11 protein-coding genes are annotated in these 13,788 nt (G+C 60.5%); 4 read left to right on the top strand and 7 right to left on the bottom strand.

Annotated elements, in window-relative coordinates; translation table 11 throughout:
• Nucleotides 1-52: 52 nt before the first annotated feature.
• The 3 genes from KBY08_RS17670 to KBY08_RS17660 are packed head-to-tail and all read right to left on the bottom strand — an operon-like array spanning nucleotide 53 to nucleotide 2,451.
• On the bottom strand, nucleotides 53-1,399 hold the full coding sequence (locus tag KBY08_RS17670; protein WP_011268599.1) for an ATP-binding protein: 1,347 nt from the start codon (nucleotides 1,397-1,399) through the stop codon (nucleotides 53-55).
• On the bottom strand, nucleotides 1,396-2,073 hold the full coding sequence (locus tag KBY08_RS17665) for a response regulator (protein WP_003407750.1): 678 nt from the start codon (nucleotides 2,071-2,073) through the stop codon (nucleotides 1,396-1,398). The genes KBY08_RS17670 and KBY08_RS17665 overlap by 4 nt, the downstream gene beginning before the upstream one ends.
• A gap of 27 nt (nucleotides 2,074-2,100) precedes the next feature.
• Entirely contained in the window at nucleotides 2,101-2,451 is a 351-nt protein-coding gene (locus tag KBY08_RS17660; protein WP_003407754.1) for a hypothetical protein, read from the bottom strand.
• Between the two features lie 172 nt (nucleotides 2,452-2,623).
• Between KBY08_RS17660 and KBY08_RS17655 the strand changes: the two genes are divergently transcribed.
• Entirely contained in the window at nucleotides 2,624-3,412 is a 789-nt protein-coding gene (locus tag KBY08_RS17655) for a dienelactone hydrolase family protein (RefSeq protein ID WP_003407755.1), read from the top strand.
• Between the two features lie 454 nt (nucleotides 3,413-3,866).
• On the opposite strand, the gene KBY08_RS17650 is transcribed toward KBY08_RS17655, so the two are convergent.
• Entirely contained in the window at nucleotides 3,867-4,400 is a 534-nt protein-coding gene (locus tag KBY08_RS17650) for an REP-associated tyrosine transposase (protein WP_011268600.1), read from the bottom strand.
• A gap of 427 nt (nucleotides 4,401-4,827) precedes the next feature.
• Between KBY08_RS17650 and KBY08_RS17645 the strand changes: the two genes are divergently transcribed.
• On the top strand, nucleotides 4,828-5,553 hold the full coding sequence (locus KBY08_RS17645) for a 4'-phosphopantetheinyl transferase family protein (protein WP_201770229.1): 726 nt from the start codon (nucleotides 4,828-4,830) through the stop codon (nucleotides 5,551-5,553).
• Here KBY08_RS17645 and fhuF read toward each other — a convergent pair whose 3' ends face one another.
• From fhuF to KBY08_RS17630, 3 genes are read right to left on the bottom strand one after another with little or no spacing between them, the layout of a single operon-like run.
• Nucleotides 5,554-6,300: a siderophore-iron reductase FhuF gene (gene fhuF / locus KBY08_RS17640; RefSeq protein WP_003407757.1), complete on the bottom strand. Its 747-nt coding sequence runs from the start codon at nucleotides 6,298-6,300 to the stop codon at nucleotides 5,554-5,556.
• Nucleotides 6,258-7,868 (bottom strand): ATP-binding protein, encoded by a 1,611-nt coding sequence (locus KBY08_RS17635; protein WP_060406632.1) that lies wholly within the window; start codon nucleotides 7,866-7,868, stop codon nucleotides 6,258-6,260. The genes fhuF and KBY08_RS17635 overlap by 43 nt, the downstream gene beginning before the upstream one ends.
• A gap of 4 nt (nucleotides 7,869-7,872) precedes the next feature.
• The gene (locus KBY08_RS17630) at nucleotides 7,873-8,616 is read right to left on the bottom strand and encodes a response regulator transcription factor (protein WP_024650759.1); all 744 of its coding nucleotides are present in this window, start codon (nucleotides 8,614-8,616) and stop codon (nucleotides 7,873-7,875) included.
• 708 nt (nucleotides 8,617-9,324) lie between these two features.
• Here KBY08_RS17630 and KBY08_RS17625 point away from each other — a divergent pair.
• Both KBY08_RS17625 and KBY08_RS17620 read left to right on the top strand, forming a co-directional pair.
• On the top strand, nucleotides 9,325-12,237 hold the full coding sequence (locus tag KBY08_RS17625) for a ribonucleoside-diphosphate reductase subunit alpha (protein ID WP_011268604.1): 2,913 nt from the start codon (nucleotides 9,325-9,327) through the stop codon (nucleotides 12,235-12,237).
• 265 nt (nucleotides 12,238-12,502) lie between these two features.
• On the top strand, nucleotides 12,503-13,750 hold the full coding sequence (locus KBY08_RS17620; RefSeq protein WP_002554639.1) for a ribonucleotide-diphosphate reductase subunit beta: 1,248 nt from the start codon (nucleotides 12,503-12,505) through the stop codon (nucleotides 13,748-13,750).
• Nucleotides 13,751-13,788: the final 38 nt, after the last annotated feature.

The following is a 13,788-nucleotide window of genomic DNA, read 5'->3' as shown; positions in this document are numbered from 1 at the left end:
CATTCCCACGCTGGAGCGTGAGGAAGGATAGGTGTCCGGGTGAACACGATCGTCACTGCGCCAGAAAATGAATCCTGAACGCCGCGCCGCCCAGTGGGGAATCGCCCAGCGTCAGTTGCGCGCCGTAGCTCTCGATGATGTCCTTGACCACCGCCAGGCCGATGCCTTGCCCGGGGTTCTGGCGGTCCAGCCGTTCGCCGCGTTCGAGAATGCGGGCACGCTGGCTCTGCGGGACGCCGGGGCCATCGTCTTCGACGCACAGTTCATCGCCGGTCGTTGAACGCGTGAAGCTGACGCGCACTTCGCTCAGACACAGCCGATAAGCGTTTTCCAGCAGGTTGCCGAGCATTTCCAGCAACGCGCCCTCTTCCATATGCACCTGGCAGTGCTCGGGCAGGTCCAGCGTGGCCTTGACCTGTTTATCGCGATACACCTTGTCCAGCGTGTTGCACAGGCTTTCGACCACGGGCCGCAACATCACGTGATGCCTTACCAGACCGCTTTTGCGCAGGCTGGCCCGCTGCAGTTGATAGCCGATCTGCTGGCTCATGCGTTCGATCTGCGATTGCAGCACCCACGCCTGCTCGACATCCTCGGGGCGCTTGGCGATGTTCTCGCTTACGCCCTGCAAGACCGCCAGCGGGGTTTTCAGGCTATGCGCCAGGTCGTCCAGAGAGTCGCGGTAACGAATCCGCTGCTCGCGCTCGCTGCGCAACAGGCGGTTGAGCGAGTCGGTCAGGCGCAGCAGTTCGCTGGGGTGTTCTTCGCTGAGGCTGTCGCGCACGCCGGCTTCCACCTGATCCAGTTCCTGGCTCAAGCCGCGCAAGGCCCGCAGCCCCCAGGTCAGGCCCATCCACAGCAACCCGAGCAGCACCGCCAGTGCTGCGCCAAAGCCCAGATAAAGCTTGCGGCGCAGGCCGTCGATGGTTTCCTGATAGCCGCGCAACGGCTGCACGGCAACGATACTGAATGCGGCATTGCGCCCGCCGAGCAGCCGGATCTCGACGTCATAGACGAAATACTCATCGCCATTGATTTCCTTGATCTTGGTGAACTCGCTGCCCTGCCCGTCGTATTGCGGGCGGTAGTCGATGTTCTCGCCTTCGGTCGACAACGAGCGCCAGACCATCTGCCCCTGGCGGTTATAGATGTAACCCAGCAGACGGCTACCGGGCAGATTGAATTGTTCGCCCGGCAGTACAGACGGCATCAACAGATGACCATCTTCGACGCGCGCGGCCGAAATCATGGTGGTGACATCGGAAGCCAGGCGTTGCTCGATCGCTCCGCGCAGCGCCAGGCTGAACGCCCCCTGCAAAGCAGGCAGCATCAGCAGCATGAAGATCACCGCCAGCGTGGCGGCGCCCAGCATCAGGCGCAGGCGAAGCGAACGAATCACGTACAGCGCTCATTGAACAGATAGCCCATGCCGCGCACGGTTTCGATAGGTTTGAAGGCCACGCTGCTGTCCAGTTTGCGACGCAGACGACCGACCAGCACTTCGATCACGTTCGGGTCGCGCTCGTCGTCATCAGGGTACAGCTGCTCCATCAGGCGCTCCTTGGGCACCACTTGCTGATGATGGAGCATCAGGTACTCAAGAATGCGGTATTCGTAGGCCGTCAGCGCCAACGGCTGTTCGGCCAGTGCCGCGTGCTTGCGATTGAGGTCCAGCAACAGCGGGCCAGCCGTGATGGTTGACTGAATGAAGCCGCTGGAACGCCGTAACAAGGCATTCAGCCGTGCTTCCAGCTCTTCGAACTGGAAGGGCTTGACTACGTAATCGTCAGCCCCGGCCGCCAGGCCTTCTACCTTGTCCTGCCAGTTGCCACGCGCGGTCAGGATCAGGATCGGAAACGCCTTGCCCAGTGTGCGCAACTGGCGAATCAGGTCCAGGCCGCCGATGCCTGGCAAGCCCAGGTCGATCACCGCCAGGTCGTGATTGAATTGCGCGACCTGATACAACGCTTCTTCAGCGTTGGCCACCGCTTCCACCACATGCCCGGCTTCGGTCAGACGGGTTCGCAGGTGGTGGCGCAGCAGCGCTTCATCCTCAACTACCAACAACTTCATGCAGCTCTCCCAGGCACAATCGCAGCCTCAAGACAAAGAATGAAACGACATCGTCGCATCAGTACTCAACAGGCGGGCGCTGACGGGCACGTGTTGTGTCACATCATAGCTGCCCAGCAGGATTTCGCGGCTGACAGGCGCACCATTGTGAGTGCCCGTCAGACTGCCGTAAACCGGTGGCGAATAAAGCGTCCCCACCGAGACGTTGGAATGCGCCTGCTCCCCGAGCGCGTGCCCCCAGCTGTTGGTATCGTCAAGCCTTTCGCTGGTCTTGCTGAACTCGATACGGGCCACGTCAAGCCGACCATCACCCGCCTGCACCGCAGCACTGCCACCCAGAAAAGCCAGGGCCAGGAAAAACTTGTTGAGATTCAACATATCGACTCCTTTTGCGCTCGGGGACGCTGTCAAGGTATGGGCCAACAGTAATCGCGCCGGGCTGAACCCCGACTGAACACTGCATGAACCGGCGCTGAACAGTCATCCACACCCTGTGCAGCAGAATCGGCTATGGTTATTTGCCAACTCAAACATCAACAAGGAGCTGACCATGCGTGTGTGGATTGCAATGATCATGATGGGCCTGACCGGCCTCGCCCAGGCGGCGATCAAGACCGAGCAGATCGATTACAAAAGTGCCGACGGCACCAAGCTGGTGGGCTATTACGCGTACGACGACGCGGTAAAAGGCCCGCGCCCTGGCGTCCTGGTGGTCCACGAGTGGTGGGGCCTGAATGACTACGCCAAGCGCCGCGCCCGCGATCTGGCTGCACTGGGTTACAGCGCAATGGCCATCGACATGTACGGCGAAGGCAAAAACACCGAGCACCCGAAAGACGCGATGGCCTTCATGCAGGCCGCGCTGAAGGACAGCGATGCCGCCGACAAGCGCTTTGACGCCGGGCTGGAGCAATTGAAGAAGCAGCCACAGACCGATCCGAAGAAGATCGCAGCGATCGGTTACTGCTTCGGCGGCAAGATCGTGCTCGATGCGGCACGCCGCGGTGAACCGCTGCTGGGCGTGGTGAGCTTCCACGGCGCACTGGTCACCAACACTCCGGCTAAACCGGGCATCAAGGTGCCAATGCTGGTCGAACACGGCGCCAAGGACAGCATGGTCACCCCTGAAAACGTCACCGCATTCAAGAAGGAAATGGACGACGCCAAGGCCGACTACAAGTTCGTCAGCATCGACGGCGCCAAACACGGCTTCACCAACCCCGACGCCGACCGCCTGAGCCACGGCGAACACGGCGGCCCGGACATCGGCTACAGCAAATCCGCCGATGAGAGCTCCTGGGCGGACATGAAAGAGTTCTTCAAGAAGATATTTGGTTGACTGTCAGATGTTCCTTCTACACGGAGCGTCGGCACGATAGTCGGGATCATCGTTTCTCACGCTCCAGCGTGGGAATGCAGTGCTCGACGCTCTGCGTCGCAAAAGAGGACGCAGAGCGTCCAGAAAGGCATGCGACGCGGAGCGCCGCACGATAGTTGCGATCATCGTTCCGCACGCTCCAGCGTGGGAATGCAGGTCTCGACGCTCTGCGTCGCAAAAGAGGACGCAGAGCGTCCAGAAAGGCCTGCGACGCGGAGCGCCGCACGATAGTTACGATCATCGTTCCTCACGCTCCAGCGTGGGAATGCAGGTCTCGACGCTCTGCGTCGCAAAAGAGGACGCAGAGCGTCCAGAAAGGCATGCGACGCAGAGCGCCGCACGATAGTTACGATCATCGTTCCTCACGCTCCAGCCTGGGAATGCAGGTCTCGACGCTCTGCGTCGCAACAATGCGTTAATACCAGCGCTGAATATCGATCAAACCGCGCTGCCCCTCATAATCGCGGGCGCTGGAGTATCTCCAGTGCTCACCGACATCCACATAACCTCTCTTTACCGGGTTATGGTGAATGTAATCGAGCTTCTGCCGCATCACCTTTTCATTCCACACAAGCTCGGCATGGGCTCCTTCCTGCCAGACCTGATAAACCCTGTCACTCTTGTGCAGGCGCTTGACGAACCGCAGACGCTCCAATGTGCTGTCGGCATTGGCGTTCTCAAGTGCTGCGATTATCTGTCGAGCCGTAAAAGACTTGAAACTACTCACACACTTGTCCAGAGCGGGCGCTTGGGCCACGAAGTGCAAATGGTTTTCCAGTACGACATACCCGAATAGCTGCAGTCCCTGATGAGCCTGTTGATAGCGCCAGGCATTGAACAGAATGTCTACCAGAACAGGCCGGGTAAAAAGCGGTAACCACTCCACCACCGTGCAGGTCAGGAAGTGAGGCTTTTCAGGTTCGGTGATGGTGTATCTGCTTCGACCCATGTGTTCATCCTTGAATCATCAGAGGCGCGAAAGGTACCTTCCGACCGAGTACGTGGAAATAATGAAAGTGTGACCAGTTTTTTTGCTTTGAATCGCCAAGAGGACGCAGAGCGTCCGGAAAGGCATGCGACGCGGAGCGACGCACGATAGTTGAGATGATCGTTCCTCACGCTCCAGCGTGGGAATGCAGGTCTCGACGCTCTGCGTCGTCAAGACGCGTAGCGTGCGGAAAGGCCTGCGACGCGGAGCGCCGCACGATAGTTGAGATGATCGTTCCGCACGCTCCAGCGTGGGAATGCAGTTCTCGACGCTCTGCGTCGCAAAAGAGGACGCGCAGCGTCCAGAAAGTCCTGCGACGCGGAGCGCCGCACGATAGTTACTGCTAGTGCCCTTCCCTCCAACCCGTTCCCCCGGCAAAATGCCGCCCATGACTGAACTATCCCACCTCCCCGCCTGCTGCCCGGAACTGCTCCGGCATTGGCCGCTGCCTCAAGCCTTGCCGGGAGCAGTACTGGTGAGTGGACATTTTGATCCGCTCAAGCTGGCAGACGGCGACTTTCAGCGTTGTGCGCTGCAGATGCCGGCGAGCATTCAGCGCTCGGTGGCCAAGCGTCAGACTGAATTTCTCGCCGGTCGTCTCTGCGCACGCGAAGCCATGCTTCAGCTGGATGGTCGTCTGCACGTTCCTGCAGTGGGCGAAGACCGCGCGCCGGTGTGGCCCTCGGATGTCTGCGGTTCGATCACTCACAGCACCGGCTGGGCCGCTGCCGTGGTTGCGCATAAGGAGCAGTGGCGCGGGTTGGGGCTGGACACGGAAAACCTGCTGAGCCATGACCGCGCCTCGCGGCTGGCCGGGGAAATTCTGACGGCGGCCGAGCTGGCAGAGATGGCGGCGGGTCCGGAAGATCAGATCGCACTGCGCGTGACCCTGACCTTTTCGATCAAGGAAGCGCTGTTCAAGGCGCTCTACCCCATCGTGCACAAGCGTTTCTATTTCGAAGACGCACAACTGCTGGAATGGTCCGCCGATGGCCACGCCCGGCTACAACTGCTGATCGACCTGTCCAGCGAGTGGCATGCGGGCAAGGAGCTGGACGGTCAATTCAGTGTGCAGGACGATCACCTGTTGAGCCTGGTCGCCGTCGAAGGCTGATCAGCCGGGCAGCGGACAATGCTCGCAACGCCCAACCCACTCGACCCGATGACTCAAACAGCACACACGCCGTTGCCTGCGTGGTTCACCACCTCGCGCCTGCGGCACATAACGCACGGTCTGAAACAGAGGATTGGTGCGCCCGTCCGGCCTTTTCTTCTCGCTTAACAGCGCCAGCCCCGCAGCCAGCGACGCATCACTGCAGGTGGCCAGCTGCGCAAGGCAGCCTTCCAGATAATCCCCGGCGCTGCTCCACAACACAGCAGCCGACAGTCCGCCATAAGCGCTCAGAGAAGTAATGAAGGGCTGCAGATTGTCATCGAGCAATCCGGCAAAGCGCTGAAACGGATCAACCGCAATACCCCGCCAGACGCTTCCCTCCCCTGCCAGCCTGATGCCGCTCGGCACCCCACGCTCATCCAGCGCCAACGCCACTTGCTCCAGCTGTAACGGCCAATGCCAGTCATGCACCAGGCTGGCCACCAGCACCGGCGGAATCAGTTGCATGAAGTAAAACTTGGCCCACTGCGACACCAGCACCGGCAATTGATCGGGCATCAGTTGCGGCCCGTAAACAGTCAGCAGTATCTGATCAAGACGCTCGGGGCGCAGCAGATCAGGCAACGTCATCACCGGACGCGGATCATCCGCCGTCAGCAAGGTCCGCCCGAACCGCGCAAATGGCCCGGCAAACAAAGGCAAGCTCAACGCGGCACCTGCGTGCGCGGCCAGGACAGGCTGAAGCATGCTCCGCCCAGGCTGACGCTGTGTCCGATCAGCGCGCGGCCTTCATGCCAATGGATGATCCGCCGCACGATCGACAGACCCAGCCCATGCCCGCCCGAGGCACGGGTGCGGCTGTCATCGATGCGCATGAACGGCGTGAAAATCTGTTCCCAAGCCTGCTCCGGCACGCCAGGACCATCGTCGTCCACGTCGATACGGCACTGCTGCGCTTCCAGCCGATAGCTGATACGCACCTCGTTGTCGGCATGGCGCAGCGCGTTGCTCACCAGGTTCTGCACGGCGCGATGCAGGTAGCGTGGCTCACCCTCGACCCAGGCAGCCTCGCCCTCTTCGGCCCTCAGGCATTCGCCCCGCGAAACCCGCACATCGGCACGCAATGGCGCCAGTTCGGCGATCACCTGATCGATCAGCGCATCCAGATCGACACGCTGGAAATTCAGGGTCGGCGCGCCCTGCTCAAGGCGCGCGTAGGTGAGCATCTCATCGACCAGTTTGTCGAGGTCCTGAATATCGCTGTCCATGCCACGCATGTATTTGCGCCGCGCCTCGGGGGTGGCGGCGTCGCTGACCATCTCCAGACCGAAACGCAGACGCGCCACCGGCGTGCGCAGTTCGTGAGACACCGCGCGCACCAGTTCACGCTGGATCATCAATGAGCGCTGCAGGTGTTCGGCCATGCTGTTGAACGCCGCCGCCACACGCCCCACCGAGTCGGAGCCTTCGGTCGGCACGCGGCTGTGCAGGCTGCCTTGGGCAATCTGCGTGGCCGCCGCTTCCAGCTCCAGCACCCGTCGCTCCAGACGCCGCACCAGCAAGTACACCACCAGACCGATCAGACACAGGCCCATCAAGGCGATCAGCAGCAGCCAATGCAGTGGATAGGGGTTCATCTGGTACAGCGGGCCGATTTCCAGCACCCAGTTGGTGTCGACGATCCCGGCCAGCACGCGGATCGAATCGCCGCCCTTGCCCAGCGCCATGACCGTATCGCCCTCATAGACGCGGCGGCGCTGGTCATCGTCCAGATCAGCCTGATCCAGCGCCAGCAGGTGCAGGTCGAAACCGAACCCCTTGTCGCTGCGCAGGGCCTGCAGGCGCGCCGGTTGCTCGTCGACCGGAAAGCGCACCAGTTCATCGATCAGCAGGTAAATAGTGGCTCTCGCCAGTTGTTCGGTGATCTGCTGCACTTCGCCGGTCAGCAACAGTGGCTCCTTGTCGCTCAACTGACGATAAACCCTGGCAGCGTGCGGCCCGATCTGTTCGACCACTACCTTGCCGCGCGCCAGTTGCCCCAGTGCGCTGCTGTCGAGGTGAGCCTGTTCAAGGGTTTGCAGACTCAGGGGAATGCCCAGCAGTCGCTCCCAGACTGCCAGGGCGCGGCGCCGTTCGATGCCATCGAGGGGCAGCAGATTGTCGGCCATGATCGTAAAGGTGCCATGGGCCAGGCGCTCGCGGTACTGCTCGCCGCGCGACTGGTTGAGCACATGCAGGGCCAGCACGCCGAGCAGCGCGACCAGCACCAATACGCACAGTACGCCACCGTAGATGCGCAGAAAGATCGAATTCATCAGGTCAGCCGCTGAACACGTGGCCGCTCATGTCCTGCGCCGCTTCGGGCACAAACAGATAGCCCTTGCTGCGCACGGTCTTGATCAGACGCGGATGAATGGGATCGTCGCCGATTTTCGGGCGGATACGCGAGATACGCACATCGATGGAGCGATCCTGCCCGTCGTACCCCACACCGCGCAGCGCGGTGAAAATCTCTTCGCGGGACAGCGTGCGCCCGGCGTTGGCCACCAGCAGCCACAGCAGGTCGAACTCGGCACCGGTCAGCTCGATGCTCTGCTCGCGAAGCCAGGCCTCACGCAGTGCGTTGTCCACCACCAACGGCCCGAACACCAGACGGCGCAGCTCGGCAGCCGGCACCTGCGGCGCTTCACTGCGGCGCAGCAGGGCTTTGATACGCGCCAGCAGCACGCGCGGATGCACCGGTTTGCAGACGAAATCGTCGGCGCCGGTGTCGAGTCCTTCTATATGGTCGGTGTCGTCAGTGCGCGCGGTGAGCATCAGAATCGGCCCGTCGTAGCGGTCACGCACGCTGCGGCAGATGCTGAAACCGTCCTCGCCGGGCAGCATCAGGTCGAGAATCACCAGATCCGGCTGCTCGGCGATGATCCGCACCGCCGCCAGCGCGCCGTCGCCTTCGATGCTGACGCGCAGGCCGTGGTTCTGCAGGTAGTCGCTGGTCAGTTCGGCCAGTCGCTGGTCATCCTCGACGATCAATACGTGCCAGGTGTGTGGTTCCACAGCCATCTTTCCTTGTCGTTATCGACCGCTTTTTGTTTTTGCAACGCAGGGGTTGCGGCATCGCGTCGCAGGCGAGTGTAGCAACCCTTGCGCGGATCACACGACACCGCAGGCGGCATAGCACATGACATGCCAGAACGGCCTTGCAGCTGCGTTTTTTTGTGATAGGGTTCGCGCCCTCAAAAATCAGCAGTGCATCGCCGGTGCCTACAGAAATCGGTGACAAACGGTCACGATCCAGTAGTTATGCGGCCTACACGCATGGTGTGCGATTCATACACAAACTACACACACTTTATCCACAAGCGGTGCGTTGCAATTCATGTCCAAAACGCATTATCTTGTAGCCCGGCGACCAGACACACCCTACATGTGGGGTTTTGAATAAAAACGCCAGCACAACTCAAATGGGAAATTCAAGCATTTTTGTTGCGTCTGAGGGGTTGAACTTCAAGCCAGTTTAGGCACCAAGACCCTCGTGTGTGAGCCAGAGCTATCCCGTACACGTTTTGCAACATCGAACACGCACTCTTGATCAGATTTTCGAAGGATCGGGCATAGCCCGGTCCTTTTTGGCTTCAAAACCTGGAAGCGGCGACAGACCCCGCTTTCACCTTCGTTTTGGAGCCCTTTGGTCGCCTTTTGCGACTGACTGCTCTAAACGAAATGGTGGGCAGCAATGCCCGAACAAACTTAAAGAACGTGGAGTCACACATGCAAACAGACACAACTCGCGAGAACTCGCCGACCGGCGCGCCGCAGCCAAGCCAGACCCAGCAGGATCTGTCTGCCACTGCCCCCGGTCAACTGCGCGTGATCAAGCGTAACGGTACTGTCGTTCCTTACACCGACGACAAGATCACCGTTGCCATCACCAAGGCGTTTCTTGCAGTTGAAGGCGGCAATGCTGCTGCCTCGTCGCGCATCCATGACACCGTTGCGCGCCTGACCGAACAGGTTAGCGCCACGTTCAAGCGTCGCATGCCTTCGGGCGGCACCATCCACATCGAAGAAATCCAGGATCAGGTCGAACTGGCGCTGATGCGTGCCGGCGAGCAGAAAGTAGCTCGCGACTACGTCATCTACCGTGACTCGCGCGCCAAAGAGCGTGCCGTTCGTACACCCGAGGAGCAGGTCCAGGCTCACCCGTCGATCCGCATCACCCGCGCCGACGGCAGCTTTGCGCCGCTGGACATGGGTCGTCTGAACACCATCGTTACCGAAGCGTGCGAAGGCCTGGCTGAAGTCGACGCCGACCTGATCCAGACCGAAACCCTGAAAAACCTGTACGACGGCGTGGCGCTGAAAGACGTCAACACCGCACTGGTGATGACCGCCCGTACCCTGGTCGAGCGCGAGCCGAACTACTCGTTCGTCACCGCCCGCCTGCTGATGGACACCCTGCGCGCCGAAGGCCTGGGTTTCCTCGGTGTCGCCGACAGCGCCACCCACCACGAAATGGCCGACCTGTACGCCAAGGCGCTGCCTGCCTACGTCACCGCCGGTATCAAGTTCGAACTGCTCAACCCTGTGCTGGCCGAATTCGACCTCGAAAAACTCGGCAAGGCGATCAACCACGAGCGCGATCAGCAGTTCACTTACCTGGGCCTGCAAACCCTGTACGACCGTTACTTCATCCACAAGGATGGCGTGCGTTTCGAGCTGCCGCAGATCTTCTTCATGCGCGTGGCCATGGGCCTGGCAATCGAAGAGAAAGCCCGTGAAGACCGCGCCATCGAGTTCTACAACCTGCTGTCGTCGTTCGACTATATGTCGTCGACCCCGACACTGTTCAACGCCGGTACCCTGCGTCCACAGCTGTCCAGCTGTTACCTGACCACCGTGCCGGATGACCTGTCGGGCATCTACCACGCGATCCACGATAACGCCATGCTGTCCAAATTCGCCGGCGGCCTGGGCAACGACTGGACACCGGTTCGTGCGCTGGGCTCGTACATCAAGGGCACCAACGGCAAGTCGCAAGGCGTCGTACCGTTCCTGAAAGTGGTCAACGACACCGCCGTTGCGGTCAACCAGGGCGGCAAGCGCAAAGGCGCGGTCTGTGCCTACCTGGAAACCTGGCACATGGACATCGAAGAGTTCATCGAGCTGCGCAAGAACACCGGTGATGACCGTCGTCGTACCCACGACATGAACACCGCCAACTGGATCCCTGACCTGTTCATGAAGCGTGTCTTCGATGACGGCCCGTGGACCCTGTTCTCGCCCTCCGAAGTACCGGACCTGCACGACCTGACCGGCAAGGCCTTCCAGGAGCGTTACGAGCACTACGAAGCGCTGACCGAATACCCAGGCAAGATCAAACTGTTCAAGACCATCCAGGCCAAGGATCTGTGGCGCAAGATGCTCTCGATGCTGTTCGAAACCGGCCACCCCTGGCTGACCTTCAAGGACCCGTGCAACCTGCGCAGCCCGCAGCAGCACGTGGGCGTGGTTCACAGCTCGAACCTGTGCACCGAGATCACCCTGAACACCAACAAGGACGAGATCGCGGTCTGCAACCTGGGCTCGATCAACCTGCCGAACCACATCGTCGACGGCAAGCTGGATACCGACAAGCTCAAGCGCACCGTCGATGTAGCCGTGCGCATGCTCGATAACGTGATCGACATCAACTACTACTCGGTACCCCAGGCCAAGAACTCCAACCTGCGCCACCGTCCGGTCGGCCTGGGCATCATGGGCTTCCAGGACGCGCTGTACCTGCAACATATCCCGTACGGTTCCGATGCTGCCGTGCAGTTCGCCGACACCTCCATGGAAGCGGTCAGCTACTACGCGATCCAGGCGTCCTGCGACCTGGCCGACGAGCGCGGTGCCTACGAGACGTTCCAGGGTTCGCTGTGGTCCAAGGGCATCCTGCCGCTGGATTCGCAACAGATCCTGATCGAACAGCGTGGCGAGAAGTACATCAGCGTCGACCTGAAGGAAACCCTGGACTGGGCGCCGGTACGTGCCCGTGTGCAGAAAGGTATCCGTAACTCGAACATCATGGCCATCGCACCGACCGCCACCATCGCCAACATCACTGGCGTGTCGCAGTCGATCGAACCGACCTATCAGAACCTGTATGTGAAATCGAACCTGTCCGGCGAATTCACCGTGATCAACCCGTACCTGGTTCGCGACCTCAAGGCCCGCGACCTGTGGGACTCGGTCATGATCAACGACCTGAAGTACTACGACGGTTCGGTACAGCAGATCGAGCGCATCCCGCAGGAGCTCAAGGAGCTTTACGCGACTGCTTTCGAAGTGGACACCAAGTGGATCGTCGACGCGGCAAGCCGTCGTCAGAAGTGGATCGACCAGGCTCAGTCGCTGAACCTGTACATCGCTGGCGCTTCGGGCAAGAAGCTGGACGTGACCTACCGCATGGCCTGGTACCGTGGTCTGAAAACCACTTACTACCTCCGTGCCCTGGCCGCGACCAGCACCGAGAAGTCCACCGTCAACACCGGCAAGCTCAACGCAGTATCGAGCGGCGGCCACGGCCCGGACGACTCGGCGATCACCGCCCCGCGCCCAACCGAAGCAGCACCTGCCGGCCCGGCCCCAGTGCCAAAGGCTTGCGCGATTGACGAGCCGGATTGTGAGGCTTGCCAGTAAGGCAACCCGCCTCGCCCCCACAGGAGAAACACAACCCTGTGGGAGCGAGAGGCCAACAAGCCTGACGCTGTACCTGTAGGAGCGGACTTGTCCGCGAAGAGGCCGGCAAGGATACACATCCCCTTGCCACCCTCCTTCTCACCCAAAGGCCCCGAAAGCCAAAAATTCATGTTCCTTGCGCGCCACACCTGAAAAGCAAGCAACACACCCTCTAGATCCAACAGGCCAGTCCACCCGACTGACCCTCAAGCAGGAGAAGTACACCATGCTGAGCTGGGACGAATTCGATAAGGAAGACGGCGAAGTAGTCGCCAAAGCGACCAACGCCGGTCATGCCAACGAAGCCAACATGGACCGCCTCGACAGCGCCGGCGGCCTGGCTGCCCAGGAAGCCCGCGCCGTGACCGCCGCCGACTCCGCTGCCCTGATCCGCGCCAAGAAAGCGCTGGACGCACTGGACGTCGCTGAAGGCCTGGCCGAGCTCGAAGGCGCCAGCGCCCGCGTCGCCGTTGACGAAAAAATGATGATCAACTGCCGCGCCGACCTCAACCAGCTCGTGCCTTTCAAGTACGACTGGGCCTGGCAGAAGTACCTGGACGGTTGCGCAAACCACTGGATGCCGCAAGAAGTCAACATGACCGCCGACATCGCCCTCTGGAAAAACCCGGAAGGCCTGACCGACGACGAGCGCCGCATCGTCATGCGCAACCTGGGCTTCTTCTCCACTGCCGACTCGCTGGTTGCCAACAACCTGGTATTGGCCGTGTACCGCCTGATCACCAACCCGGAGTGCCGCCAGTACATCCTGCGCCAGGCCTTCGAAGAGGCGATCCACACCCACGCCTACCAGTACTGCATCGAATCGCTGGCCATGGATGAAGGCGAGATCTTCAACATGTACCACGAGATCCCGTCGGTCGCTAAAAAAGCAGCCTGGGGCCTGAAGTACACCCGTTCGATCTCCGATCCGAAGTTCGAAACCGGCACCGTCGAAACCGATAAAGAGCTGCTGCGCAACCTGATCGCCTACTACTGCGTACTGGAAGGCATCTTCTTCTACTGCGGCTTCACCCAGATCCTCTCCATGGGCCGCCGCAACAAGATGACCGGCGTTGCCGAGCAGTTCCAGTACATCCTGCGCGACGAGTCCATGCACCTGAACTTCGGCATCGACGTGATCAACCAGATCAAAATCGAAAACCCGCACCTGTGGGATGCCGAGATGAAAGAAGAAGCCACGCAGATGATCCTGCAAGGCACCCAGCTGGAAATCGAATACGCCCGCGACACCATGCCCCGCGGCGTACTCGGCATGAACGCTGCGATGATGGAAGACTACCTGAAATTCATCGCTAACCGCCGCTTGAGCCAGATTGGCTTGAAGGAAGAGTATCCAGGGACGACCAACCCGTTCCCGTGGATGAGCGAGATCATGGACTTGAAGAAAGAGAAGAATTTCTTTGAGACTCGGGTTATTGAGTATCAGACGGGCGGGGCGTTGAGCTGGGATTGATTTGCATCCCGCGGAATTGCAATAAAAGCTGAACCCAT

It is taken from the genome of Pseudomonas sp. P135 (assembly GCF_020312125.1).
GTDB classification, from domain to species: domain Bacteria; phylum Pseudomonadota; class Gammaproteobacteria; order Pseudomonadales; family Pseudomonadaceae; genus Aquipseudomonas; species Aquipseudomonas fragariae.
The sequence above is the reverse complement of the archived record's forward strand: the minus strand, read 5'-3'. Positions and strand labels throughout refer to the sequence as shown.